Annotated in this window: 22 protein-coding genes and 1 pseudogene; 7 read left to right on the forward strand and 16 right to left on the reverse strand. The window is 71.4% G+C overall.

The window, feature by feature from the left end:
• Positions 1-54: 54 nt before the first annotated feature.
• The 4 genes from OG819_RS30560 to OG819_RS30575 all read right to left on the reverse strand — a co-directional run bounded on the left by OG819_RS30560 (position 55) and on the right by OG819_RS30575 (position 6,977).
• A complete protein-coding gene (locus OG819_RS30560) occupies positions 55-1,404 on the reverse strand; it encodes a jacalin-like lectin (protein ID WP_266651802.1) in 1,350 nt (449 codons plus the stop codon).
• Between the two features lie 42 nt (positions 1,405-1,446).
• On the reverse strand, positions 1,447-2,832 hold the full coding sequence (locus OG819_RS30565; RefSeq protein ID WP_266651804.1) for a glycoside hydrolase family 43 protein: 1,386 nt from the start codon (positions 2,830-2,832) through the stop codon (positions 1,447-1,449).
• Between the two features lie 66 nt (positions 2,833-2,898).
• Positions 2,899-4,308, reverse strand: coding sequence for a glycoside hydrolase family 43 protein (locus tag OG819_RS30570; protein WP_266651806.1), 1,410 nt, complete (start codon positions 4,306-4,308; stop codon positions 2,899-2,901).
• 113 nt (positions 4,309-4,421) lie between these two features.
• Complete coding sequence (locus OG819_RS30575; protein ID WP_266651808.1) at positions 4,422-6,977, reverse strand: beta-L-arabinofuranosidase domain-containing protein; 2,556 nt, start codon at positions 6,975-6,977, stop codon at positions 4,422-4,424.
• 246 nt (positions 6,978-7,223) lie between these two features.
• On the opposite strand from OG819_RS30575, the gene OG819_RS30580 reads away from it, so the two are divergent.
• Positions 7,224-7,715 carry an HAD family acid phosphatase gene (locus OG819_RS30580; RefSeq protein WP_266651810.1) on the forward strand — a complete coding sequence of 164 codons (492 nt, stop codon included), beginning with the start codon at positions 7,224-7,226 and terminating at the stop codon, positions 7,713-7,715.
• Positions 7,716-7,930: 215 nt separating this feature from the next.
• Here the strand turns inward: OG819_RS30580 and OG819_RS30585 are convergent, their stop codons facing one another.
• The 5 genes from OG819_RS30585 to egtA form a co-directional block, all read right to left on the reverse strand.
• Positions 7,931-8,146 carry a dodecin gene (locus OG819_RS30585; protein ID WP_266417584.1) on the reverse strand — a complete coding sequence of 72 codons (216 nt, stop codon included), beginning with the start codon at positions 8,144-8,146 and terminating at the stop codon, positions 7,931-7,933.
• A 142-nt stretch (positions 8,147-8,288) separates the two neighbouring features.
• A complete protein-coding gene (gene egtD, locus OG819_RS30590) occupies positions 8,289-9,251 on the reverse strand; it encodes an L-histidine N(alpha)-methyltransferase (protein ID WP_266622260.1) in 963 nt (320 codons plus the stop codon).
• The gene (egtC, locus tag OG819_RS30595; RefSeq protein WP_266622259.1) at positions 9,248-10,057 is read right to left on the reverse strand and encodes an ergothioneine biosynthesis protein EgtC; all 810 of its coding nucleotides are present in this window, start codon (positions 10,055-10,057) and stop codon (positions 9,248-9,250) included. Before egtC ends, egtD begins: the two co-directional genes overlap by 4 nt.
• Positions 10,057-11,379: an ergothioneine biosynthesis protein EgtB gene (gene egtB, locus OG819_RS30600; RefSeq protein WP_266651812.1), complete on the reverse strand. Its 1,323-nt coding sequence runs from the start codon at positions 11,377-11,379 to the stop codon at positions 10,057-10,059. The genes egtC and egtB overlap by 1 nt, the downstream gene beginning before the upstream one ends.
• Positions 11,376-12,731, reverse strand: a complete 1,356-nt coding sequence (egtA, locus tag OG819_RS30605) for an ergothioneine biosynthesis glutamate--cysteine ligase EgtA (RefSeq protein WP_266651814.1) — start codon at positions 12,729-12,731, stop codon at positions 11,376-11,378. Before egtA ends, egtB begins: the two co-directional genes overlap by 4 nt.
• Before the next feature lie 314 nt (positions 12,732-13,045).
• Here egtA and OG819_RS30610 point away from each other — a divergent pair, with 314 nt between their 5' ends.
• Positions 13,046-13,921, forward strand: a complete 876-nt coding sequence (locus OG819_RS30610; protein ID WP_266651816.1) for a TIGR02452 family protein — start codon at positions 13,046-13,048, stop codon at positions 13,919-13,921.
• Between the two features lie 14 nt (positions 13,922-13,935).
• Here the strand turns inward: OG819_RS30610 and OG819_RS30615 are convergent, their stop codons facing one another.
• Together OG819_RS30615 and OG819_RS30620 are read right to left on the reverse strand one after the other, a co-directional pair.
• Entirely contained in the window at positions 13,936-14,391 is a 456-nt protein-coding gene (locus tag OG819_RS30615; RefSeq protein WP_266651818.1) for a type II toxin-antitoxin system PemK/MazF family toxin, read from the reverse strand.
• A 59-nt stretch (positions 14,392-14,450) separates the two neighbouring features.
• Positions 14,451-14,552: pseudogene (locus OG819_RS30620) on the reverse strand (LysR family transcriptional regulator); the annotation flags it as partial.
• A 213-nt stretch (positions 14,553-14,765) separates the two neighbouring features.
• On the opposite strand from OG819_RS30620, the gene OG819_RS30625 reads away from it, so the two are divergent.
• Positions 14,766-14,918, forward strand: coding sequence for a hypothetical protein (locus tag OG819_RS30625; RefSeq protein ID WP_266651820.1), 153 nt, complete (start codon positions 14,766-14,768; stop codon positions 14,916-14,918).
• Between the two features lie 100 nt (positions 14,919-15,018).
• On the opposite strand, the gene OG819_RS30630 is transcribed toward OG819_RS30625, so the two are convergent.
• The 3 genes from OG819_RS30630 to OG819_RS30640 form a co-directional block, all read right to left on the reverse strand.
• The gene (locus OG819_RS30630) at positions 15,019-16,524 is read right to left on the reverse strand and encodes a flotillin family protein (RefSeq protein WP_266622249.1); all 1,506 of its coding nucleotides are present in this window, start codon (positions 16,522-16,524) and stop codon (positions 15,019-15,021) included.
• Between the two features lie 145 nt (positions 16,525-16,669).
• Positions 16,670-16,888 (reverse strand): hypothetical protein, encoded by a 219-nt coding sequence (locus tag OG819_RS30635; protein ID WP_101403966.1) that lies wholly within the window; start codon positions 16,886-16,888, stop codon positions 16,670-16,672.
• Between the two features lie 102 nt (positions 16,889-16,990).
• On the reverse strand, positions 16,991-18,415 hold the full coding sequence (locus OG819_RS30640) for an amidase (RefSeq protein WP_266622248.1): 1,425 nt from the start codon (positions 18,413-18,415) through the stop codon (positions 16,991-16,993).
• Between the two features lie 170 nt (positions 18,416-18,585).
• On the opposite strand from OG819_RS30640, the gene OG819_RS30645 reads away from it, so the two are divergent.
• The 3 genes from OG819_RS30645 to OG819_RS30655 all read left to right on the forward strand — a co-directional run bounded on the left by OG819_RS30645 (position 18,586) and on the right by OG819_RS30655 (position 22,401).
• On the forward strand, positions 18,586-19,620 hold the full coding sequence (locus OG819_RS30645; protein WP_266622246.1) for a LacI family DNA-binding transcriptional regulator: 1,035 nt from the start codon (positions 18,586-18,588) through the stop codon (positions 19,618-19,620).
• Between the two features lie 128 nt (positions 19,621-19,748).
• Positions 19,749-20,927 (forward strand): 4-hydroxybenzoate 3-monooxygenase, encoded by a 1,179-nt coding sequence (locus OG819_RS30650; protein ID WP_266622244.1) that lies wholly within the window; start codon positions 19,749-19,751, stop codon positions 20,925-20,927.
• Positions 20,928-20,964: 37 nt separating this feature from the next.
• Positions 20,965-22,401: an aldehyde dehydrogenase family protein gene (locus tag OG819_RS30655; protein WP_266652885.1), complete on the forward strand. Its 1,437-nt coding sequence runs from the start codon at positions 20,965-20,967 to the stop codon at positions 22,399-22,401.
• 90 nt (positions 22,402-22,491) lie between these two features.
• Here OG819_RS30655 and trxA read toward each other — a convergent pair whose 3' ends face one another.
• Positions 22,492-22,878: a thioredoxin gene (trxA, locus tag OG819_RS30660; protein WP_266417625.1), complete on the reverse strand. Its 387-nt coding sequence runs from the start codon at positions 22,876-22,878 to the stop codon at positions 22,492-22,494.
• Between the two features lie 127 nt (positions 22,879-23,005).
• On the opposite strand from trxA, the gene OG819_RS30665 reads away from it, so the two are divergent.
• A complete protein-coding gene (locus tag OG819_RS30665) occupies positions 23,006-24,439 on the forward strand; it encodes an NAD(P)/FAD-dependent oxidoreductase (RefSeq protein WP_266622242.1) in 1,434 nt (477 codons plus the stop codon).
• 479 nt (positions 24,440-24,918) lie between these two features.
• Here the strand turns inward: OG819_RS30665 and OG819_RS30670 are convergent, their stop codons facing one another.
• On the reverse strand, positions 24,919-25,575 hold the full coding sequence (locus OG819_RS30670) for a peptide deformylase (RefSeq protein WP_266651822.1): 657 nt from the start codon (positions 25,573-25,575) through the stop codon (positions 24,919-24,921).
• Positions 25,576-25,823: the final 248 nt, after the last annotated feature.

A 25,823-nucleotide genomic window follows, 5' to 3' on the forward strand; every position in this document is an offset into this window, starting at 1 on the left:
GCCCGTGATCCGCGGTGTGCGCACACCGCGGACCACGGGCTCGGTCATGTCAGGTCAGCGCTGGGTGTAGAGGAAGCCGATCTTGTCGACCTCGTCGCCCGTGCGGCCGTGGAACCCGGCGATCTGCCAACCCGACGGCACCGTGCGGGTCACGCAGTCCGAGGTCGTCGTACCGCCCGCCAGGGTGTTGCCGAGGTTGGTGGTGAACTTGGCGTAGAAGATCCGGGTGTTGCCGTCCTTCACGCCCTGGCACAGCTGCGCCGAGGTGAGGTACTCGTTGCTGCCGAGCGTGAGCGACGAGGCGGTGCCGCCCGTGCCGCCGTGGGCCAGCGTCGTGCCGTTGTTCAGCGTCAGGCCCATCTGGTCGACACGCGAGCCGCTGCGCAGGGTGAGGGTGGTCGCCCTGGCCCCGGCCGGCACGCTGTCGATGTCGGTGAAGTAGTCCCCGTGCGGGCCGCCGAACTGGTCGCTCAGCTGGAAGGCGGAGTTGCGCGACCAGGTGAACTTGGCGGTGATCGGGTCGTGGTCGGAGAGCATCAGCCCGTCCGAGGTCAGGAAGCTCGCGTGCTCGTTGTTGTAGCTCGTGGCGTCGAGCGTGACCAGCTTGCTGCCGCGGTAGAGGATCTTGTCCACGACCTCGCAGGTGTTGGGCACGGTGGCACCGGTCTGGTCGCAGACCAGCGCGTCGCTGCCCTTGGCGGGCGGGGTGCCGCCGCGGATGAGCTTGACCCAGGCGTCGGTGAGCCCGTTGGCCGCGCCGAACTCGGCGATCGTGTCGCCGGTGCGCGTGTAGCGGGTGTTGGTGTCACCCATGACCACCACGGCGTTGCCCTTGGAGTGGCTCTGGATGAAGGACGTGAGCTGGTTGAGGTTGTCCGCCCGCGAGGCCAGGTCGCCGTCGTTCGTGCCCGCGTTGGTGTGCAGGTTGTAGAAGTCGACGTAGACGCCCTCGGCCAGCCGCTCCCGCATGAACGTGAAGCCCTTGGGGGTCAGGCAGTCGCCCGAGTCGATCTGGCAGGAGTTCCAGTGCACGCGCTCGAAGTCGTCGGCGTCGTAGGAGATCTTCGACAGGGTGTTGAGCCCGCTGCCGATTCCGGCACCGCCGCTCGTGGGCGTGCGGTAGGCGTGCGTGGTATCGCCGGCGTAGAGGTAGGCGTGGTAGTTGAAGTCCTCCTCCACGTGGACGATGTCGTAGGGACCGAGCCGCTGGCCTATCGCCGTGGTGCTGGTGTCGCGCGGGGTCGAGGCGCTGGAGAGGCTCTCGGGGAGTCCCGCGACGTTGTAGCTGAGCACGCTGAAGGTGCCCGAGTCGGCGGCCGCCGCGGTGGGAGCGGTCGCCGTGAGTCCGCCGAGGGCCGCGGTGGCCGCGGCCAGCGTGGCGAGGATTCTTCGGAGAGGTGACATGGGGGTGTCTCCTGGGGACTGGGGAGGGGAGAGGCAGGGGGGTCAGTAGCCGACCGAGAACGTGGCGTCGGCCTTCTCGGTGCTGGTGGAGATGGGATCGATGCGCAGGACGTAGTTTGCGTGGCGGATGTGACGGTCCGGATAGTTGAAGGAGCGGAAAGATGACCAGGAGGTGTCGGCCAGGCCCGCGGTCCGGTAGAACGTGGCGTCCTGCGCGAACGACGTCGTGCTGTCGTTGACGTCCAGCTGCAGTTGGTAGTTGTAGTGCCGCAGATACCGCGTGGGATAGCTGACGGACTGGAAGGACACCCCGGAGCTGTCGGCGATCCCCGGCACGAGCTTCCACTCCGCGTCGGTGTACGGGTCGAACGGGTAGGCGTCGATCCGGCCGACGTAGTTCGCGTGGCGGACGTAACGGTCCGGATAGTTGTAGGACTTGAGGCGGTTCCAGCTCGGCTTTCCGTACGCCGCCACGAGGTTGTCGTACTCGGTGCCGGTGATCGGCTGGATGGTGCCGTGCTTGGAGTTGACCGGCTGGGTGTAGAGCCGCTGGTCGACCGCGGTCCAGGTGCCGGCGGCGAGGTCGGTGGACTGCCAGGCGTAGAACACGCCGTTCGGGGTGTAGGTGTCTCCCCAGAGGTACCAGGCGCCCGACGTCTGGGACTTGACGAGGATCGGGGCCTCGGTGCCGCCGTGCGAGGCGGGCGTGCTGAACACGGTGAAGCTGCCCGGGTCCAGGGAGGCCGACTTGGCGCCGACCAGCGTCTCGTCCTTCTTGAAGTAGAGATAGTTGACCCCGCCGACGCCCACGGCCAGGTCGCCGTCGATGATGTCGTAGCCGGGGTCGAAGAAGACCTGTGCCGTCGACGCGGTCACGAAGTCGCTGGTGTAGTTCACCATGATGACGTTGTGGCCGCTGGAGTTGACGGCCGAGTAGATGATTCCGTACTGGCCGCGCCCCGCGTCCCAGTACGCTTCCGGCGCCCAGCTGTGCGTGGCCATGTCGTGCAGCTTCAGTCGCCGGTAGCCGGTGAAGGAGCGCAGGTCGGCGGAGTCCCAGACGTGGACATACTGGCTCTGCAGGCTCCAGTCGGTGCCTTTGAGGTCGGTGGCGAGCACCACGAAGGTGCCGTCCTGCTTGCGCAGGATGAACGGGTCGCGCAGACCGCCGGTGCCCCCGGTCGGGGTCACGACCGGGCTGTTCTGGTTCAGCGGCATCCAGTGGAGCGAGTCGGTGCTGACGGCCAGGTGGAGGCCGTAGTCGTCGCCGAGGCCGTTCGGGGACTCGGTGAAGTAGCCCATCACGTACGCGGATCCGGTCGCGGCGCGCGCGGAGGGGACCCCGATCGTGAAAGAGGCGGTGAGGGCGGCCATCGCCCCCAGTACGGTGCGGCGGGACGGTTGAAGGGGGTCGGGGCTGTCGGTCATCGGGTTCTTCTCCCTCTTTTCTTCGGCTGAGGTTGAGGCTGGGGGCTGAGGCTGGGGTTGTGACGCTCAGGCCCAGGCCGTCACGGGTACGAAGGAGCTGTCCTGGCGGAAGAGGTCGGTGCCGTCCGACACGTCCACGCGGAGCTGGTAGTTGTAGTGGCGCAGGTAGTAGCCCGGGTAGTTGTACGACTCGAAGCGGACGGCGCCGTCGGGGGTGCCGGTGCGGATGACGAACGTGGCGTCCTTGGCGAACGTCGACGTCCCGTCGTTGGCGTCGAAGCGGGCCCGGAAGTCCCAGTGGCGCAGGTAGTTCCCGGCCGCGTCCCGGAAGGAGTAGGCGTTCGCGTCGGCGAGACCCGGCACCACGGTGAAGGCGGACGCCTGCTTCTCCGCGGTGGTGCTGGAGCTGCTGACCACGGGGAGGTTGAGCAGCGCGGACTGCTCCTGCCAGTAGCGGGTGGAGTAGTTGCCGGACCGGAAGGAACGGGTCACGCCCGTGGCCAGGTCGACACCGCCGGACACCGTCTCCTTGATCACGGTGAAGTGCCGTGCCGTGCCGGAGATGCCCGGCAGCTTCTTCGGGGCGGTCCAGGTCGCGAAGGTGTCGTAGCTGTCGCTGTAGTAGTAACTGCCGTCACCGTAGCCGTCGAAGAAGATCCGCCAGGCGCCGTTGTCGAGCTGGATCACCGAGGGACCCTCACGGGTGCCGCCCCAGCCGGCCCAGTCGCCGGTCCGGGTGATGGTGTATGGACCGGTCAGGCTGGAGGCGGTGGCGTACTCGATGTACTTCGTCGTCTCGTTCTTCGGGAACGCGTGGTAGGTGGAGCCGATCTTCACGATGAACGTGTCGATGTGGTTGGTGCCTATGCCGGACAGGGCGACGGGTGAACTCCAGGCGGTGAGCGCGGTGTTAGAGGCCTTCATCGCATACGGTGTGAAGATCCACTCGTCGTCGGTGGTCGAGCAGGACACGATGACGTTCACGCTGCCGTCGCTGTCGACGAACCACTCGGGCGCCCACGCGCGGGACAGATTCGTGATGGGGACCGTGTAGTCGTAAAGGAAGGTCCAGTTGGCCCGGTCAGAGCTGCGGGCGAAGCCGATGGTGGTGCTGACGTCCTGCCAGGTGTGCGTGGTGTAGGTGAGGTAGTAGTAGTCGTCGGTGTGCTTGAACACGCTGGCGTCGCGGATGCGGTTGCTGGGCGGGGTGTAGGCAGAGGACTTGACCAGCCGGAAGTCGGTGGCGTCGTCGGACTGGTAGATGTTGACGGTGCCGTCGTCGCTGTTGAGGAACGGCACGATGGTGTAGCGGGTGGCCGAGCCGTGCGCGGGGGCCGCCGCGGCGGCCGAACCGAGCAGGCCGGGCAGTTCGCCCAGCACGAGTGCGGTTGCGGGAATCGCGACCATCGCGCGCAGCAGACTGCGGCGGGACGGGTCGAGCGGCGTCGAGGACGCGTTCCGGTCGGGGGTGAGCATTGTCTGCGGCTCTCCTTGTTTCTGTTGATCCGGGTGGGCGACGCGGCGGCTCCGCGTCCCCACCCGTCCTGCGCACACGTCGAGGTGCCGACGCCTGGGGCCTGTTGTTGGGATCAGGCCTGGGCCAGAGCGGCGACCTCCTCGGCCGTGAGGGTCTTGCCGTACACACGGAAGTCGTCGACGGCGCCCCTCAGGTAGGGGTCGGCGTACTGCGACCTGCCGAGGTACCCGGCTCGGATGTGGTTGCCGAAGTAGCGCGGTTCCACGGTGACTTGGGTGTTCCGGCCGGCTTCCTGGCCGTCCACGTACAGAACGGCGGTCCCGCCGCCGTAGGACACCGCCACGTGCACCCAGCGGTCGGTGGGCAACGGCGCGGCGTCGATGCGCTGCTCGGCGCCCGCGCCCCCGGCGGTGATGGCGTAGCGGAGGGTGCCGTCACCGCTGAGCGGGGTCAGGAACATGTTGGCCGTGACACCGGTACCGAGGTCGAACACCCGGCTCCACACACCGGGCCGGCCGTCCAGCCGTACCCAGGTGGCCAGCGTGTAGGCGGCGGCGCCCGCGAGGAGGTCGTCGGCCAGGTGGACGTGTCCGTCCGTGCCGTCGAGCGCCACCGCTGCACCGCTGACGCCGGCGGCCGTCCAGGTGGCACCGCCGACGAGCTGGGCCGTCCTGCCGTTCCCGGTGGCGTCGGCGGCCGTGGTCCCGGAGGCCTCGTCGAAGTGGTGCCAGGCGGCGAACTCCGTTGGTGGGGGCGGTGGTTCGCCGGTCTGCCAGTACACGGAGTAGTGCTGGTGGTGCACCCGGGAGATCGGCAGCAGCGAGATGTCCTCGCCATCGGCACGGGCGGTGAACCGCAGCGGATCCCGCGATTCCTGGCGTACGGATCCCGTGTCCAGGCGTGGCAGCCACGGCGTCGCCCGCTCCCCGTACGCCCCCGCCAGCACCACCGGCCCGTGCAGAACCGCCTGGACGTCGGGGTCGTCGGGCGTGGGCTCGATGACCGTGCGCATGGGCAGTGACACCTCGACCCGGTCCCCGGCGCGCCACTCCCGGTCGAGCGTGAGCCAGCTGCCGGGCTCCGGACGGTCGGGCAGGGTACGGCCGTTGAGTTTCGCGCGGGCGTCCGTGGCCCAGGACGGGATGCGGACGAGGAGCTGGTGCGCGGCCCGTCCGGCGGTGACGGAGAGCACGGTCGACGACCGGTCGGGGAAAAAGGTGGTCTGACGCCAAGTGACGTTCCGTTCCCGCCAGTTGACCTGCGAGGGGATGAAGAGATTCACCAGCAGCCGGTTCCGGTCGTGCGAGTAGACGGTGTCGGCGAACTTCGCCTGCGTCTCCATGCCGGTGCCGTGGTCGCAGGAGAAGTTGTCGTAGTCGGTCGAGTACGCGTCCGGGTCGGTGCCCATGAAGGACGGCTGCTGCTTGAAGGCGCCGGGGCCCAGGCCCGTGTAGTAGATGTTGAAGCCGTGCGCGGAGTCAGGGTCCTGCTCACCGAGCATCTGGTTGAACAGGGTGCGCTCGTAGTAGTCGAGCAGATCGGTGCGCCGGGGTGCGTGGAAGTGCAGCACCCGGGTCAGCTTCAGCATGTTGTAGCTGTTGCAGTTCTCGCAGGTGTTGTTGGACAACTGGCCCGCGATGACGTCCGGTTCGTGAAAACCTTCGCCGTTGCTGTTCCCGCCGATCACGTAGGTGTGGTGGTCGGTGACGATCTGCCAGAAGTTCTCGGCGATCGCGCGGTAGCGGTCGGGCAGGCCCTCCTCCCACAGCCGCAGGGCGCCGACCATCTTGGGGATCTGGGTGTTGGCGTGCAGCCCCGCGAGCTTGTCCTCGTTCCTGGCCAGCGGGTCGAAGACACGGGCGTGCGTGAAGCGTTCGGCGACATCGAGCCACTTGGCGTCGCCGGTGAGAGCGTGGAGGTCGGCGAGCACGTCGTTCATGCCGCCGAACTCCGTCTCCAGCACCCGCTGCATCCGCTGGTACGACAGCGGCTCGGTGCGCCGGTCGACCCACTCGGCCTGGCGCAGCACGACGTCTAGGGCCTGTGCGCTGCCGGTCAGCCGGTGCTGCTCGACCAGCCCGGCCATGATCTTGTGGATCGTGTAGTACGGCGCCCATACGCCGGTCCCGGCTTCGAGGCGGTCGAAGAAGCTCTCCGGGAACGCGGACAGATAGCCTGCGCCGAAGCCCGCGGCGGGCGAGACGGCCTGGCATTCGGCGAGTGCCGCGACGAGCCGGTGACCCTTGTCGCGCAGGGCCCTCTCCCCGGTGTCGGCGTAGGCGAGGGCGAGGCCCGAGAGCAGATGGCCGGTCGAATGGCCACGTAACTCAACACTCGGGCCCTCCCAACCACCGCACGGCTCGGCGGTGCTGGGCAGACCGACGTTCGTACGGAAGGTGTGGAGCAGCCGGTCGATGTCCACGAAGCGCAGATAGGCGGAGTTGCGCCGCTGGTTGGCCCGGAAGGCGCTGTCCAGGAGGGTCACCGAGCCGAGAGAGAACGGCTTGACGCGCGCGGCGGCGTCGGGGGCGGTCGAGGTGACCGGGGCTCCCGCGGTGGTGGTTCCGGCCGAGGCGTGGGCCGTGCCGCCGGCCGCGGCCAGGGTGACGGCGGCCGTGGACGTGCCGGTGACGGCGAGGAAGTGACGTCTGTCGAGTGGGGGGTTCACGAAGACCTCCGCATGCCGAAGAACCTGGCGGTGGTGTCCCTTCACCGCCCTGCCCTCGTTCGAAATACCGAATGTTGTGCGACATGCTGTGCAAGTTGCGGTGCGAGGCATCACGGTAAGGGCTTGCCGGGTGATGTGAATAGTGCTTGTGGTGAAGGAAGTTGGTGCGAGGGGCCCGCGGGTTCACAGGGTCTGTCGGGTGCCGTGGTGTGCCGGGCGCCAGCGGCCCTGCTTAGGGTGGTCCGCGTGACGGAGAAGAACAGCAGACCGCTCGCCGTGTTCGACCTCGACGGCACGCTCGCGGACACCGCGCACCGGCAGCGGTTCCTGGAGCGCAAGCCACGGGACTGGGACGGGTTCTTCGCGGCCGCGCCGCAGGATCCGCCGCTCGCGGAAGGGGTCGCTCTGGCGCTGCGGAGCGCGGAGGGGTGCGAGGTGGTCTATCTGACCGGCCGTCCCGAGCGCTGTCGCCGCGACACCGTCGAGTGGCTGGCCGCGCAGGGTCTGCCCGAGGGGCGCATCTGGATGCGACGCAACGACGACCGCAGGCCCGCCCGCCGCACCAAGCTGGAGGTCCTCCGCCGGCTCGCCCGCGACCGCGAGATCCACGTCCTCGTCGACGACGACGAACTCGTCTGCGACGAGGCCGAACGGGTCGGCCTCAGGGTCGTCCGAGCGCGTTGGTCGACGGCGTCCGAGGCACTGAAGGACGCGCAGGAGAGGGAGGGGCGGACGTAGGGCCTGTCGTGTGGATCATGCCTGGGCCGGTGGGGGAGTCGACTTCGGGAGTTGCCCCAGGGGGGTGGGGCGTGTCGGGTTCTCCTTCCTGGAGGCCGAAAGGCCCTGTCCAGGGCCCCGCTGAGGGGCCCTGGACAGGGTGGGCTGTGGAGGCATCGGCATCCCGGGCGTGGAGGGACCGTGCGGCGAATGCCGATGCCGATGCCGGACGGGGCTCAGGCGCCGTCCTCCAAGCGGAAGCCGACCTTCAGGCCGACCTGGTAGTACTCGACCTCCCCGTCCACGATCTGCCCCCTGACCTGGGTGATCTCGAACCAGTCCAGGTTGCGCAGGGTCTGCGAGGCCCGGGCGATCCCGTTGCGAATGGCCTTGTCGACGCCCTCGTGGGAGGTGCCGACGATCTCGGTGACCCGGTACGTGTGGTCGGACATGCGGGTGCTCCTCTCCGCCGTGGCGGGTGTGCCACGCGTCATTCCACGGTGCCTCACGGCGCGGCGGTGCGCGAGATGTCGGGGCACCGCGGGTGACCTCACCCGGGTGGTCGGCCTCGACGGCGGTTCACCCGGGCGGGTGTCAGCGGACCACGCTCAGGGACAGGGCGAAACGGCCCTCCCGGTCCGTCCACCAATGGGCCAGGTCGAGCCCGGCGGCGGCGAGTTCGCGACGTACCCCCTCCTCGTGGAACTTCGCGGAGATCTCGGTGCGCAGTTCCTCGCCGTCGGCGAAGTCGACCGCGAGGTCGAGCGCGGGGATCTTCACCGTCTGTTCGGTCAGTGACCGCAGCCGCATCTCGATCCACTCGTGCCCGGCGTCCCAGAGGGCGACATGGGCGAACGCGTCGGGGTCGAAATCCGCGCCGAGTTCACGGTTGACGACGTGCAGCACGTTCTTGTTGAACTCGGCCGTCACCCCCGCCGCGTCGTCGTACGCGGCGACCAGCACCGACTCGTCCTTGACGAGGTCCGTACCGAGCAGCAGCGTGTCGCCGGGGGAGAGCAGCGCCCGTACGGACGCCAGGAACGTCGCACGCTCGGCGGGCAGCAGATTGCCGATGGTGCCGCCGAGGAACGCGACCAGCCGGGGCCCCGGCGTGCCCGGGAGCGCGAGGCCGCCCGTGAAGTCGGCGATCAGCGCGTGCACGCCGAGCCCCGGATGCTCGGCGATCAGCGCCTGCCCGGCCTGGGTGAGGGCGCTCTCGCTGACGTCGACCGGCACATACGTGTGCAGCCCCGGCAGCGCGTCGAGCAGATGGCGGGTCTTCTCGGACGAACCGGACCCCAGCTCGACGAGGGTGCGCGCTCCGGTCGTCGCGGCGATCTCGGGGGCCCGAGCGATCAGGATCTCGCGCTCGGCGCGGGTGGGGTAGTACTCGGGCAGTTCGGTGATCCGGTCGAAGAGCTCGCTGCCGTGGGCGTCGTAGAACCACTTCGGCGGCAGCGTCTTGGGCGTGTGGGTGAGGCCGTGCAGGACGTCGGCGCGCAGCGCGGCGTCCGTGGCGTCCTCGGGCAGGGTGCGGGTGAGAAGGAACGGGCTCACGTGCTGGGCTCCTTGGTGCGTGCGGATGCCAAGGGGTCGTGCGCGCCTTCCTGCGCGTGCGGGTCCTTGAGCGGGGTGAGCAGGACGTCGGTGCGGCTGGCCGCGAGCAGCGTGCGGTCCGGCACCTCGTGCCAGTGCGGGTCGTCGTCGTACGGCTCGGACGCCACGACGGTGCGACGGCCGGGCTCGGCGAGGTACCAGAGGGTGTCGCCCCAGGCCGTCGCGGTGATCGTGTCGCCGTTGGTGAGCAGCAGGTTCAGCCGGGACCCGGGGGCCGCCTCGGCGACCTCCAGGACGGTGTCGGCCAGCGCCTGGCCCTCGTTGTCACCGGCGCGCAGCCGGTGCAGGAGCAGCGCCCAGACGAGCGCCGAGTCGCAGCGGGCCTCCAGGGACAGCAGTGCGGCCGGGGGCAGGCCCGGCACCAGCGGGGCGAGGGAGCCAGGCCAGCCCCGTACGGCGCCGTTGTGGCTGAACAGCCAGCGGTCCGCGGCGAACGGCGCCGCCGCGGCCTCCCCGTCCGCTCCCGCCACGGTGGCGTCCCGTACGGCGCCGAGAAGCGCCGTGCTCCGTACGACCCGGGCCAGGTCCGCGAACGACTGGTCGCCCCAGATCGGTCCGGGGCGCCGGTAGCGCGCGGGCACCGGATCCCCTTCGGCGTACCAACCCACCCCGAAACCATCGGCGTTGACCGTCCCATGCCGCTGCCGGCGTGGCGCCCACGACTGCCGGAACAGACTGTGCGGCGGTTCCACGAGGAGTCGGCCGAGCGGCTCCGGTGGTCCCAGGTAGGCCAGATGACGGCACATCAGAGGCTCCCGTCGCGGGCCGTGCGGAACCCGGAGAAGATCTGCCGCCGGATCGGGTAGTCCCAGTTGCGGAACGTCCCCCGGCAGGCCACCGGGTCCACGGCGAACGAGCCACCGCGCAGCACCTTGTACTCCGGTCCGAAGAACACCTCCGAGTACTCCTTGTACGGGAACGCCGCGAACCCGGGATACGGGGACAGGTCGCTCGACGTCCACTCCCACACGTCACCGATCAACTGCCTTACACCGAGCGGTGACGCCCCCGCCGGATAGCTGCCCGCCGGAGCCGGGCGCAGATGGCGCTGGCCGAGGTTGGCGTGCTCGGGGGTGGGGTCGGCGTCGCCCCACGGGTAGCGCGTGGAGCGGTCGGCCGTCGGGTCGTGACGGGCCGCCTTCTCCCACTCGGCCTCGGTGGGCAGCCGGCGCCCCGCCCAGCGGGCGTACGCGTCGGCCTCGTACCAGCTGACGTGCAGCACGGGTTCGTCGGGCGGTACGACCTCGGTGACGCCGAAGCGGCGCCGCAGCCACTGTCCGCCCTCGTGTCGCCAGAACAGCGGCGCCTCGATGCCGTGCGAGCGGGTGTGGGACCAGCCCTCCGGGGTCCACCAGCGTTCGGTGTCGTAGCCGCCGTCCTCGATGAAGGCCTGGTACGCGGCGTTCGTCACCGGAGTGGTGTCGATGAAGAAGGGCGGGACCTCGCGTCGGTGGGCGGGGCGCTCGTTGTCCAGGGCCCACGGTTCGGTGGACGTGCCCATCGTGAACGGGCCGCCGGGGACCAGGACTTCGGCGGGTCCCGTGAACGGCGGCGCGGGAGCGGGGTCCGGTGCCGTGAGGGCGGCGGGCCCCTTGCGGAGCTGATGGGTGATCAGCATCGTCTCGTCGTGCTGCTGTTCATGCTGCGCGATCATGCCGAACGCGAAGCCCGCCTCGGTCAGCGGCGTGCCCCGGAACGCAGTGCTCCCCAGGACGTCCAGCGCCCGTCCGCGCACCTCTGCGGCGTACTGACGGGCCTCGGCGGGCGGCAGCAGCGGCAGCGAGGGCCGTTCGGCGCGCGGATGCTCGAACGCGTCGTACAGCCCGTCTATCTCGGGGCGCATCGCGTCCCGCCCGGCGACCGCGCGCAGCAGCCACAGCTCCTCCTGGTTGCCGATGTGGGCGAGGTCCCAGACCAGTGGGGACATCAACGGCGAGTGCTGTGCGGTCAGTTCGGGCTCCTCCACGCAGGAGGTCAGGAGCGCCGTGCGGTCGCGGGCCGCGGTCAGCGCGTCGAGCGCGCGCTCCCGGAGCGACTCCGGGTCCGTGGGTGATGCGGGGGCGGTCATGTGCGGATGTCCTTCCCGTCGAGCTGACCGTGGGATCGGCCGTGATGACCATCGGCCTGGTCATGGGCCTGGCCATGGGACTGGCTGTGGGACTGGCTGTGGAAGCGGCTCAGCAGATCGTCCGCGGGGCAGCGGCCCCGGGTCACATAGCGGTCCGTGAACTCCGCGACGGCCTCCCGCACCTCGGCGGTGGCGCCCAGCCGCGGCAACGCCTCGGCGGCAGCCGCGAAACAGATGACGGCGGCCTCGCGCAACTCGGGGTCGGTCAGGCCGTGTCGCGCGGCGTCGTTCCACAGCGGGTTGCACGGAGCGGGCCGCGAATCGGCGCGCTCGGCGAGGGGCTTGACGGTTCGGTAGGCGATCTCCGCCGCCTCCGGGTCGTCGAACAGCGCCGCCGTCACCGCCAGCGGCACGATCCACCCGTCGTCGCCGGGCTGTGCGTCGATCATGCGCAGTTCCAGATGGCCGCGTGGGCGGACCGGCGGGAACAGCGTCGTCAGGTGGTAGTCGAGATCCGCCCGGTCGGGCGGATTCTCGGACCGGGTCCACGCCCGGAAGGTCAGGCCCTCGGGTACGTCCCAGGGGCCGTCCGGCGCGCGGACGCACATCACCGGCGCGTCCAGGACGTGCCGGGCCCAGGCGGCGCGCGGATCGCCGCCGAGCGGGGGCGCGGCGGACCGTCCCGGGTCCATGGCCGCCCACAGGGACTGCCGTGTGGAGCGCCAGCCCGTGTAGCGGCCGCGGGCCACCGGCGAGTGCGCGAACGCGGCCACCAGGACCGCGCCCAACTGGTGCGCCAGCCACCAGCGGCGCCCGTGCCCGAGCGGGCCCGGCTCCTCGTAGCCGGCGTCCAGACACACCTGGACCGAGGCGGAGGAGCACATCATGGCCCGCCCCTCCGGGCCCGCCCGGTCGAGGTACCGCTCCATGGCGTCGTAGCGCGGCTCATGAAGATAGCGGCTCGGGGGGTTCCAGGGGTCGTGGCCGTACCCGCTGAGGCCGAGATCCGCCTCGCGCAGTACCGCGCGTACCGCGTCGAGGTCGGCCGAGACGGACCCGATGCACTCCATCAGGGAGGCGGCGGGAAGGGAGCTCAGCTCCAGCTGTCCGCCGGGTTCGACGGTGAGCGCCGAACGCAGGGGCAGGGTCCGCAGTGCGGCGTAGGCCGCTTGGAGTCGTTCGGGTGATGCCGGGAGCTGCGGCTGTCGCAGCTCGTGGACGAGCAATTCCACTTCGACACCGAGGGTACGAGGCGGTCCGGTCTTGAAGCAGATGCCTCGGACCAGCGCCTCCACCTCGGCCTCGGTGACGGCGGAGCGGCGCTCCGTACAGTCACTCACCGAATCGGACATGTCGGGATCCTCCTGAGATTCCACCATGCCGCCGGCCCGACGTCTGTGGTGCCGGACCGGCATCGCTCGTCCCACCCAAGACCCTCTAGGCGGTTCGCGCAAGGGTGCAAATCGTCGCCCGCGGGTCCCGGAGGCGCTGTTTGCCGGGCCGCGAGCCGGTGTTTACGAGGCTGGGAAATTCCGTTGCGCCGTAGGACCAGCATCGCTCACGATGCGTTCATGAGCACGACGGGGGAAACGGCGGGGGAAATGACGGGGGAAGCTACGGAGGAGATCGCGAGGGGCGTCCTCGTGGCGCGCACGGGGGTCGCGCCATGAGCGCGCGCCTGCGTGCGCTCGCGCAGCACACGGAGGAGATCGTCGCGGCGGGCGGGTACCGCGCGTCCGACGGACGCGCGGTGTCGATCGCCGCGGCGGTCGAGGCCGCACGGGCGGGAACACGGATGTACGGTCCTGGACCGGTCGAGGCACCGGCCGGCGGTCCCGCGAGCGCACCGCGAGAGAGCACGCTGTTCGAGGTGACGGGCGAGAGCAGTCTGGAAGCCGCTCGACGGCTCGTGCGCGAGGGCGCGGGGCGCCCGGCGGATCCGGTCGCCGTCCTGAACTTCTCCTCGGCGCGCAACCCGGGTGGCGGCTTCCTGAACGGCGCCCAGGCCCAGGAGGAGGCCCTGTGCCGGGCCTCCGCGCTGTACACGTGTCTGCTGCGGGTCCGGGAGTTCTACGACCACCACCGCGCCCACCGGGATCCGTTCTACACGGACCGTGTCATCCACTCACCCGCCGTGCCCGTCTTCCGCGACGACCGCGGAGGTCTGCTCGAGGAGCCGTACACGGTCGGATTCCTGACCGCCGCGGCCCCCAACGCCGGAGTCGTCCGGCGTACGGCCCCGGGGCGCGCGCCGGAACTGCGACGCGCCCTGGCCGTCCGTGCCGAGCGTGTCCTGGAGACCGCCGCGGCCCACGGCTACCGCCGGCTGGTGCTGGGCGCGTGGGGCTGCGGCGTCTTCCAGAACGATCCGGCGCAGGTGGCGGGGGCGTTCCACGGCCTGCTGGTCAAGGGCCGCTTCGAAGGTGCGTTCGATCATGTGGCGTTCGGAGTCCTGGACCGTACGAGGGACCAGGCGACGCGAGGCTCCTTCGAGCAGGCGTTCGCATCCGAGCTCCGGAGGCCGGTGACCCGCCCCGTTTGAGGACCCAGGGGCCCTCAACGCCAGCCGTACCGCTCCTGCAGCCGGCGCACCACCGAATTGAACCGCATCCGATCCAGCGCACAGGCCTCCCGCCGCATCCCGTCCTCGTGCAGCCGCAGGACCCGGTCCACATCCACCCAAGAGTCCCGCCCCGACTGGTCCCACGGCCCGCGCCCGATCGGCACCCACTCGCGGTCCCCGTCGTGCCGCTTGCTCGACAACTGGACGGCGAGCAGGGTGCCGGCGTCCTCGCGGGCGACGACGAGCACCGGACGGTCCTTGCCCCGCCCGTCGTTCTCCTCGAACGGCACCCACGTCCAGACGATCTCGCCGGGATCGGGGTCGCCGTCGTGCGCGGGCGAGTACTCCGTCCGCACCCGGCCCACCTCGCGAGGTTCGGCCTCAGTGGTGGCGGACGGACCGTAGCGGCCGGGAATGTCTTCGGCGGTGTCATCGGTAAAGGCAGTCACGCGGCCCACGTTAGAGCCTGCCCCGCCCAACCCGAGGAGCGGGTGGCCGAGATGGCGAACTACCAGAGCCGGGCCGCGTGTTGGAGGCGGTCGCGGACCCGTACGACGTCCGGGTTGGCGTCGGCTCCGGGGCGTTGGACGAGGAAGATGGTGTTGAGGGGACAACGTCGCCGACATCGGCTTCCCCCAGGGCGGCGGCCCCGAGCTGACGGACGGCATCCACTTCAGCTTCGGCACCTTCGGCTTCCCGCCGCTGGACGCGCACGTCGTGGAGTTCCAGGCGCCCGCCGAGGGCACCCCGGGGCGGCTGTCCTGGACCGCGAAGCAGGACGGCACCCCCCGAGGAGCGGCTCGACGTCCTGCACGCCTGGCTGGTGGAGGACCTGCCCGGCGGCCGGGTCCGCATCCTCACCCAGGAGACCCAGATCGGCCGACCCGCGGCCGCACTCGCCGAAGAGCGGCCGAACCCGATACTGAACGGCCACCAGGCCTGGCTCGACGGCCTGGTCGGCGCCGCGGCCAAGTAGTCGGGGCGGAGAGTCGAACCGCCCGCAAAGAGCGGGCGACGAGGGACTGGAACACCCTCGTCGCCCCGCCGGGATCAGTCCCCGGCGTTCTCACCCTGCGTCACTGCTTGCCGTCCCCCTCCACCGGCACCTTCTCCGTGCGCGGCGGTACGACCCCGTTGAGCCCGGCGGCGCCGTTGCTCCCCGTACCGTTGCCGGCCGTCCCGTCAGGGTTCATCGACGAGAGCAGCTGACGGGCGAGGCCGAGGCCCGTGCCGCCCATGGTGAGCGCCTTGGCGAACAGGTCCGACATGCCGTCGGCGCCGTTGAGCAGCACCATGTGGTCGACGTTCCCGAACGCGCTGGCGCCCGCCTGGACGATCTCCGGCCAGTTCTCGGCGAGCTGCTGGGCGACCACCGCCTCCTGGTTCTCGGCGAGGGCCGCGGCCCGCGCCTTGATGGCCTCCGCCTCCGCGAGACCCTGCGCCCGGGTCGCCTCGGCCGCCGCGAGACCCTTGGCCTGAGCCGCCGCTGCCTCGGCCTCACCCGTGGCCCTGGTCGCCGTCGCGGCGGCCGCACCCCGGGCCTTCGTCGCCTCGGCCTCCGCGTTGGCGGCCGCCTTGACCCGGTTCGCCTCGGCCGCGGCCGCGAGCTCGGTCTCCTTGGCCTTGGCCTCGGCCGCCGAGATACGCGCGTCACGTTCGGCCTCGGCACGGGCCCGCGTCTCGTACGCCTGGGCGTCCGCCGGCTTGCGGACGTCCGCCTGGAGCTGCTGCTCCCGACGGAGGGCGTCGAGCTCGGCGATCCGGGTCTCCTGCACGACGACGTCCTGCCGGGCCGCGGCGTCCGCGAGCGGTCCGGCCTGCCGGGCCTTCGCTGCCGCCTTGTCGCGCTCGGCCTGGTAGCCGGCCTGGAGGATCTCGCTGTCCCGGGTCGCCTCCGACATCCGGGCCGCGGCCTTCTGCTCGGCCTCGGTGGCGAGACGGTTCGCCTCCGCCTGCGCGATGCGCGCGTCCCGCTGTACGGCGGCGGCGTGCGGCATCGCGAGGTTCTTGATGTACCCGGTCGGGTCCTCGATCTCGTGGATCTGCAGCGAGTCGACGATCAGACCGAGCTTCTCCATCTCCGTACCGCACGCGGCCCGGGTCTGGCCGGTCAGTTTCTCCCGGTCGCGGATCATGTCCTCGACGGTCAACCCGCCGACGATGGACCGCAGATGACCGGCGAACACGTTGTGCACCCGCTCCGACATCATCTTCTGCTGGTCGAGAAAGCGACGCCCCGCGTTGGCGATCGACACGAAGTCGTCGCCCACCTTGAAGATGACCACGCCCCGCACCTTCAGCGGAATGCCCTGGGTGGTCACACAGTCCACGTGCAGCTCGGTCTCGTTGAGGTCGAGCGAGATCTTCCGTACCGCCTGAACACCCGGCAGCACCAGCGTGCCGCGCCCCGTCACGATGCGGAAACCCATACCCTCTTCAAGGCCTTCGGTCCGATGCTTCGAACCGGAGATGATCAGTGCTTCGTTGGGCTCCGCGACACGCCACATGAGCTTGAAGACCACAACGATGAAGATCAGTGCGAGGACAACAGCCCCCGCCACGACGCCGACAACCATCGGCATACGCCCCCTTTGGATGGTGCCCTATCGGCACCGAACGAAGGGAGTGTGCTCCTGTGCAAGACCGGGGTACAGACGCTGACGGATCCTTGTTGCAATCTTGACGCACACCGCTCTCACCTGGGGTGGAGCGTGCACAGACGAGCCGTCAACTGTCGTACGCGGCCGATACGTACACCGTGCGCGGCGGCAGGTACTCGACCACCATCACCACCGTGCCGCACTCGATCCGCTCCTTCGAGGCGGCCGGGTACGCGAGGAAGTGCTCGGCGCCGCCGCGGACCCGGACGATCACCTCACCGACGAGCCCGGGTCCGACCGTGCCGGTCACCCGCCCCATCAACCCGACCATCGAAGCATCGTCCATGGGCCCAGAGTACGGCCGGAATCCCCTGGTCAGTGCCTTCGCGGCGAACTCGCTCACCGGCACGCGCCCGAACCCGCTCACCGGGACGTGCGGTGAACTCGCCTACACCGCGGGAGAGTCCGCGGGCGCCCCGTGCGGCGGCCAGTGCTCGTGCCAGCGCTGGTCGGCCTCCAACTGGGCGGCGAGCGAGACGAGCAGGGGTTCGCTGTTCGCCGGACCGAGGAGCTGGGCGCCGACCGGCAGGCCGCCGTCGACGAAACCCGCGGGGACGTTCACACCGGGCCAGCCCAGGATGTTCCACGGCCAGGCGTAGGGGCAGGCGGCGATCATGGCCCGGTCGGTGCCGAGGCCGCTCAGGTCCGCCATCGAGCCGATGCGCGGCGGGGGAGCGGCCGTCGTCGGCGCGAGCAGGACGTCGTACGTGTCGAAGAGCGCGCCGATCCGCCGGTGCAGGGTCGCCTCGGCGCGCCGGGCCACGCGCAGGGGCGCGCCGCCGAGCAGTCGGCCGAGCCGGGCCGCGCCCAGGGTCCGCCGGTCGAGGAGGTGCGGGTGCGGCAGGTCGCGCACCCGCTCGGCGATCCCGGCCGTCGCGCGCGGGATGAACGTGAGCCCGATCTGCCCGTACCGCGGCTCGGCCTCCTCCACCGTGTGGCCGAGCTCCGCGAGCCGCTCCGCGAGCGCGACCACGCGCGCCCGTACGACGGGGTCCAGGCGTGCGGGCAGCGCTGTGAACGGCGGTTTCAGCGACAGCGCGATCCGCAGCCGGCCCGGCTCGCGGCCCACCGCGTCGGCGACCCGCAGCGCGGGCGGGCGGTGCAGATCGCCGTCGTGGTTGCCGCTCGCCGCGTCCAGGAGCAGGGCGGCGTCCGCGACCGTACGGGCGAGGGTGCCGTTGACCGTGATGCCCTGGAAGGACTCCGCGCGCGGCCAGGTCGAGATCCGGCCCCGCTGCGGCTTGATGCCGATGAGATGGGTCCAGGAGGCCGGGATACGGACCGAGCCCGCCCCGTCCGAGCCCAGCGCCGCCGGGACAAGGCCGGCCGCGACCGCCGCCGCCGAGCCGCCGGACGAGCCGCCCGGGGTGTGCTCGGCGTGCCAGGGGTTGCGGGTGGCGCCGAAGGCGGGCCCCTCGGTGAACGGCCACTGGCCGAGCTCGCAAGTGTTGGTCTTGCCGATGACGATCGCCCCGGCCGCGCGCAGCCGGCGTACCGCCTCCCCGTCCTCGGCCTCGGGCGGGAACACCCCCCGGCAGCCGAACGCGGTCGGCTCGCCCGCCACGTCCATGTCGTCCTTCACCGCCACCGGCACCCCGAGCAGGGGCCTGCGCGCTCCGGCGGCGAGTTCCCTGTCCGCCGCGTCGGCCTCGGCGAGCGCCGCTTCGGCGCGCACCACCCGGAAGGCGTTCAGGGAGTGCTGGGTCGCCTCGATCCGGGACAGCGCCCGCTCGACCAGCTCACGTGCGCTCACCTCCCCGTGGGCGAGGGCGCGCGCACACTCCGCCAGACCTGCGGCACGGTCGTGAGCCATACGGGACCACCTCCGGAGCACGTCGTCAACCGCACGGTAACCGCACCACGGGCCATCCCGCACGGGATGCGGAAGTTCCCTCATGGAAGCGGGTGTTCCGGCATGACGGGCCCACGAGGTTCCCCCGGCGCGAAGGGACGCGCGGGCTTTCTGCGAGGATGCGGGACGTCATGGTGCAGATACCGAAGCAGCCCGTCCCGCCGTCGCCCGCACAACGACCCGTGCCGACGAGTGCCGATGTGGCACGCCTGGCGGGCGTGTCCCGGGCCACCGTCTCGTACGTACTGAACAACACCAGCGCCGTCCGGATCAGCGAGCCCACCCGCCGCCGCGTCCACGAAGCGGCCGAGGAACTCGGGTACGTTCCGCACGCCGCCGCCCGCTCCCTGCGCGCCGGGCACAGCCGTATGGTCCTGATGCCCACGCCGAGCGTGCCCGTGGGACCGCTCTACAGTCAGTTCCTCAACGAACTTCAGTGGGCGCTGGGCCGTCTGGATTACACCGTCGTCCAGTACGGCAGTGTCGGCCTGCACGGCGACGACGCCGCCCGCGCTTGGGCGGAGCTGCGGCCGGTCGCCGTGCTGGTGCCCGGCAGCGACCTCGGCCCGCAGGGCGTGGCCGTCCTCAAGCGCTCCGGCGCCCGGGCCGTCGTCACGCTCGGACCCGAGCGCGTCGAGGGCGCGCACGCGCTGCTCATGGACCACGACAAGGTCGGCCACAGCGCGGGCGTCCACCTGCTGGCCCGCGGCCGCCACCGGATCGGTGTCGTGGTGCCCGAGGAACCCGGCCTGGAGATCTTCTCCAGGTCCCGGCTCGACGGCGTACGCCGGTCCCTGACCGGCACCGACGCCACGGCGACGGAGCTGTCGCTCGCGTACGAGGAGGGGGCCGCCGCCCGGCTGGCGGCGCGTTGGCGAGCGCTCGGCCTCGACGCCGTGTTCGCCTACAACGACGAGTACGCCATGCTGCTGATGCGCGCCCTCCAGGAGGAGGGCGTCGGCATCCCCGACGAGACGGCCGTGATCGGCGCCGACGACCTCATGCTCGGGCGACTGCTGCGGCCCCGCCTCAGCACCGTCCACATCGAACTGCCGTCCGGGCGCGACCTCGCGGAACTGGTCGACCGGGTGGTGCGTGAACCCGGCGCGACGCCCGAGAGCCACGAGGTACTGGGCGCGCGGGTGGTGCACCGCGACTCGACCTGAGAGAGGCTGTAGCTGGTCCCCGGCCACAGCTCACCCGTTCGGGCCGCATCCGGCCTGCCCGGGCCGGATCGGATGTGTTCCGGTCGGATCGCGGACGTATCGGCCGGATCAGGTACGGGAGGTGCGCCATGCGGACCACGGTCGGCATCATCGGCGGCGGCCCCGCCGGGCTGCTGCTGGCCAGGCTGCTGCACCGCGAGGGCATCGACTGCGCCGTACTGGAGAGCAGGTCGCGCGCCCACGTCGAGCACCGCCAGCGCGCCGGGATGCTGGAGCCGGGCACGGTCGACGCCCTGCGCTCGTGCGGAGCCGCCGACCGTCTGGACGCCGAAGGCCTGATCCACCGCGGCATCGAACTGCGCTTCGACCGCGAGCGCCACCACATCGACTTCTCCGCCCTCACCGGCGGCCGCACCGTCACGATCTACGCCCAGACGGAGATCGTGAGGGACCTGATCGCCCTCCAACTCGCCGCCGGGCCACCGCTGTTGTTCGATGCCGAGGCCCGCGCGATCGAGCGGCCGAAAAGCGACGGGCCGGTCGTACGCTTTGTGCACGAGGGTCGCGAACAGACCCTGAGCTGCGCCTATGTGGTGGGCTGCGACGGCCACCACGGCATCTCGCGCAGCGCCTTCCCCGCCGACGGGAGCCGCACGTACGCGCACGACTACCCCTACTCCTGGCTCGGGATCCTCGCCGATGTGCCGCCCTCCGGCGAGGAGTTGATCTACGCGCGGGGTGCCGGCGGCTTCGCCCTGCACAGCATGCGCTCACCGCTCGTGTCCCGGCTGTACTTACAGGTCCCGAACGGCACCGACGTCGCCGACTGGCCCGACGAGCGCATCTGGGACGAACTCGGCGCGCGCTTCGCGGTCGACGGCGACTGGCGCCTGCGACGCGGCCCCATCACCTCCAAGTCGGTGACGCCGATGCGGAGTTACGTCCACGAGCCGATGAGCCACGGGCGGCTCTTCCTCGCCGGGGACGCCGCGCACATCGTGCCGCCGACCGGGGCCAAGGGCCTCAACCTCGCCGTCTCGGACGTACGGGTGCTGGCCCGCGGACTCATCGAGTCGCATCGCACGGGATCGACACAACTCCTCAATCGCTACTCGGACTTGTGCCTCGAGCGGGTGTGGCAGGCCACGCGCTTCTCGTACGACATGACTAGGATGTTGCACGCTCAACCAACTGGGGATGCCTTCGACCACCGGATCCAGCTCGCCCGGCTGCGCCGGGTCACGGCATCCCGCCACGCGGCCGCCGAACTGGCCGCGAACTACACGGGACTGCCGCTGGGACCGTGAGTCCCGGTGGCGAACAGTGAACGATCGGAGAGCCGACATGCCGCTGCTCGACCCCAAGACCTGGCAGTCCCGCACCCTGGCGGGCGGTGAGTACGCCGTCACCGAGCCCGCCACCGGTGACACGCTGGCCACGGTCACGCTCGCCGCCGCCGAGGACGTCGCCACGGCCGCGCGGGACGCCCGCGCCGCCCAGGCCGAGTGGGCGAAGGCGCCGCACTTCGTCCGCGCCGCCGTCCTGCGCAAGGCCGGCGACCTGTTCGCCGCGCACGCCGACGAACTGCGCGAATGGATCGTGCGCGAGTCCGGCTCCATCCCGGGCAAGGCCGACTTCGAACTGCACGTCGCGGCCCAGGAGTGCTACGAGGCCGCCGCCCTCGCCTCCCGCCCGAGCGGCCAGATCCTCCCCTCCGAGGCGCCACGTCTGTCGTACACGCGGCGCGTCCCGGTCGGCGTGGTGGGCGTGATCTCCCCCTTCAACGCCCCGCTGATCCTCTCGATCCGCTCGGTGGCCCCGGCGCTCGCACTCGGCAACGCCGTGGTCCTGAAGCCGGACCCGCGCACCGCGGTGTGCGGCGGTCTCGCGCTCGCCGCCGTCTTCGCCGAGGCGGGTCTCCCGGAGGGTCTGCTGCACGTCCTGCCCGGCGGCCCGGAGGCGGGCCGGGCGCTGGTCGCGGACCCGAACGTACCGGTGATCTCCTTCACCGGATCGACCGCCGCCGGACGTGCGGTGGGCGAGACGGCGGGCCGCCTCCTCAAGCGTGTCCACCTGGAGTTGGGCGGGAACTCGGCACTGATCGTCCTGGAGGACGCCGACATCGATGCGGTGATCTCCACGGCCGCGTGGGGCTCGTTCTTCCACCAGGGCCAGATCTGCATGACGACGGGCCGCCACCTCGTCCACGCCTCCCTCTACGAGGAGTACGTCGAGCGACTCGCCGCCAAGGCCGACTCGCTCGCCGTCGGCGACCCGCACCGCGCGCAGGTGCATCTCGGGCCCATCATCGACAGCGCCCAACTCGCCAAGATCCAGGGGCTGGTGGAGTCCAGCACGGCGCGCGGAGCGAAGCTGGCGGCCGGCGGCACGCACGAGAAGCTGTTCTACCGGCCGACCGTCCTCGCGGGCGTCGACGACGCGACGCCCGCGTACGCGGAGGAGGTCTTCGGCCCGGTGGCGCCCGTACGTTCCTTCGCGGACGCCGACGAGGCCGCGGCCCTCGCCGCCGCGGGACCGTACGGCCTGTCGCTGGGCATCGTCACCCGGGACACCGCGCGCGGCCTGGACCTGGCCGAGCGCATCCCGACCGGGATCGCCCACATCAACGACCAGACCGTCAACGACGAGGCCGTGGCCCCGTTCGGCGGGATCGCCGCCTCCGGCACCGGCGCCCGCTTCGGCGGTGAGGCCAACCTGGAGGCCTTCACCGACGTGCGCTGGACGACGGTGCGCGGCGACGTGGCGCCGTACCCGTTCTGACGGAAGGGGCGTGCGGTCCTTGTCGCCCTGCGCGACTCACTCGCCCTGCGCGACTCACTCGCCCTGCGCGACTCACTCGCCCCGCGGGACTCACTCGCCCTGCGGGGCCTGCTGGGCCTGCTGCTCCGCGATGGACTTGCGGACCTCGTCCATGTCCAGCTTCCGGGCCTGTCCGATGACGTCCGTCAGGGCGGCCTCGGGCAGTGCCCCGGGCTGGGCGAAGATCGCGACCTGGTCGCGGACGATCATCAGCGTCGGGATCGACTGGATGTCGAAGGCGGCGGCCAGCTCCGGCTGCGCCTCCGTGTCGACCTTCGCGAACACCAGGTCAGGGTTGGCCTCCGCGGCCTTCTCGTAGACCGGGGCGAACTGACGGCACGGCCCGCACCAGGAGGCCCAGAAGTCGATCAGGACGAACTCGTTGTCCGTGACCGTCTGGTCGAAGTTCTCCTTGGTCAGCTCCATCGTGCTGCTCATGGCGTGGCTACCTCTTCCTGATGTCGGGCCTCGGGCGAAGCCGGTGTGCACAACGCAGCCCCTGGGCGGCGTATTCCGCGCGCGTACCCGTGTGGCCACCACGCACACCAACAACCAGACTGGGGCCATGACGGAAACGGAATCCATCACTTACGACGTCGTGGTGCTCGGGGCCGGGCCCGTGGGGGAGAACGTCGCCGACCGCGCACGCGCGGCCGGCCTCTCCACCGCGGTCGTGGAGAGCGAGCTGGTCGGCGGCGAGTGCTCGTACTGGGCCTGCATGCCCAGCAAGGCCCTCCTGCGCCCGGTCATCGCCCGCGCCGACGCCCGCCACGTACCCGGCCTCAGCCACGCGGTACAGGGCCCCCTCGACGTCCCCGCGGTCCTCGCCCACCGCGACTACTACACCTCCCACTGGAAGGACGACGGACAGGTCGACTGGCTGAACAGCATCGGCGCCGTCCTCCACCGCGGCCACGGCCGCCTGGCCGGACCGCGCAAGGTGAGCGTCGACGGGCCCGACGGCGAGCGGCAGGTGCTCACCGCCCGGCACGCGGTCGCCGTCTGCACCGGCAGCCGCGCCCTGCTCCCCGACCTGCCGGGGCTCGACCAGGTCCGGCCCTGGACCAGCCGTGAGGCCACCAGCGCGCACGAGGTGCCGGGCCGGCTCATCGTGGTGGGGGGCGGTGTCGTCGCCGTCGAGATGGCCACGGCCTGGCAGGCGTTCGGCTCCCAGGTCACCGTCCTCGTCCGAGGCAAGGGGCTGCTGCCCCGTATGGAGCCCTTCGCCGGTGAGCTGGTCGCCGAGTCGCTGAAGGAGGCCGGCGCGGACGTCCGCACCGGCACTTCGGTTACCGCGGTGACGCGCGAGGGCTCCACGGTGGTGGCCCTCACGAACACCGGTGACCGCATCGAGGCCGACGAGATCCTCTTCGCCACCGGGCGCGCGCCTCGCACCGACGACCTCGGCCTCGACACGATCGGGCTTGAGCCGGGCTCCTGGTTCGACGTCGACGACAGCCTGCGGGTGACCGGCAGCGACTGGCTGTACGCGGTCGGCGACGTGAACCACCGCGCACTCCTCACCCACCAGGGCAAGTACCAGGCCCGGATCGCGGGCGCCGCCATCGCCGCCCGTGCCGCCGGGGTGCCCCTCCTGGAGACGGACCCCTGGGGCGCACACTCGGCGACCGCCGACCACGGGGCCGTCCCCCAGGTCGTCTTCACCGACCCCGAGGCCGCGGCCGTCGGTCTCTCCCTCGCCGAGGCCGAGCGCGCGGGCCTGCGCGTCCGCGCCGTCGACGTCGACATGTCCTCCGTGGCGGGCGCGGGCCTGTACGCGGACGGCTACCGCGGCAAGGCCCGCATGGTCGTCGACACCGACCGCGAGATCCTGGTGGGCCTCACCCTGGTCGGCCCCGGCGTCGGCGAACTCATCCACTCGGCGACGATCGCCATCGCCGGCGAGGTCCCGATCAGCCGCCTGTGGCACGCGGTCCCGTCGTACCCGACGGTGAGCGAGGTATGGCTGCGGCTACTGGAGATGTACCGGGACGCGTAGCCGACGCTGCGAGGGTTCACCCGTTCGGCGCCAGCCGCTCGGGTCACGGCGGTTCGGTGTCGGGCCGTCCGGGATTGCCGGGTCGGGTCCCGTCGGTCGGGTGCCGGGGGCTGGATCCCGACGGTCTCGGGTCCGGCCGTCCGGGACCGGGCGTCCGGGACCGGGCGTCCGGGTCCGGTGGTTCGGGCTCCGTGCCGGGGTGGGGTGGGCTGTGGTGTTCAGGGGCCGTACGCGTACGTCGCCGCCGACCGGACGCCGACCGGACGCCGACCGGTCGTCACCGGCCCGACCGTCTGGGTCGGCAGGGTCGACGCTCGGCGCTGGGCCCGGGGGGCGTCCCGCCTCTCCGTCAGGCCGGCATCGCCCGGACCGCCTGGCGGTGAGCGGTGGGCGCTGGGCGCTGGGCGGGCCGCCCGCACGGCGGCCCCCGTCGCTCCCGCAGCCGGACCCCCTTCGCCGGAGGCCCCACGGCACGCGCCTCAGTCGGGCAGGGCGAAGCCCAGGGTCGCAGCGGCCTCCGCCGGCGTCGGCTGCGACCAGCGCTCCGCCATCGCCTGGTTGGAAGACAGCGAGCGCAACTCCGCACGGTCGAGGTAGAGCACGCCGTCCAGGTGATCCGTCTCGTGCTGGACGATCCGCGCGGGCCACCCCGTGAAGACCTCGTCGACCGCGCGGCCCCGCTCGTCCCGCGCCGTCAGCCGGACCTCGGCGTGCCGGGCCACCACGGCCTGCCACCCCGGCACGCTCAGGCACCCCTCGAAGAACACGGCCCGCCCCGCACCGACCCCCTCGTACGACGGATTCACCAGCACCCGGAACGGCTGCGGCACCCGCCCGCGCACCACCCGCACCTCCTCGGAGACCGGCGCCGGATCCTCGATGACCGCGATCCGCAGTGGCACGCCGACCTGCGGTGCCGCGAGACCGACGCCCGGCGCCGCGTGCATGGTGGCGCGGAGGGCGGCGACGAAGCGGGTCAGGAGTCCCGGGTCGAGCTGGCCGTCGAAGGGCTCGGCGGGGCGGCGCAGCACCGGGTCCCCGGCGGAGACGATGGGCAACGGGCCTTCATGGGCGAGGAGTTCCTCTACCAGGTCGCTCAGGGAGCGGGAGGCGCTGGGGTCACGTTCGGATGCCATCGCGCCAGGATGCCAAGACGGATCGCGCCAAGCGAGGCGGCGCCAGGCGCGTCTCCCAGGTCCCCGTGCGTCCATGCGTGTGACTCAGGCCACATGGCACCCCGGGAACTCGACGTGCCCGCGCCCCGACTTCTGGACCACCACGGACCAACAACAGGCCGAGAGCCCAACTCCCCGGCCCACGGCCCGAGTCCGTCCCGTCCCCGTTCCCTCGCGTCCCCGTCCGCATCCCCACCCCGTCCCACCGG

It is taken from the genome of Streptomyces sp. NBC_01549 (genome assembly GCF_026339955.1).
Taxonomy (GTDB): domain Bacteria; phylum Actinomycetota; class Actinomycetes; order Streptomycetales; family Streptomycetaceae; genus Streptomyces.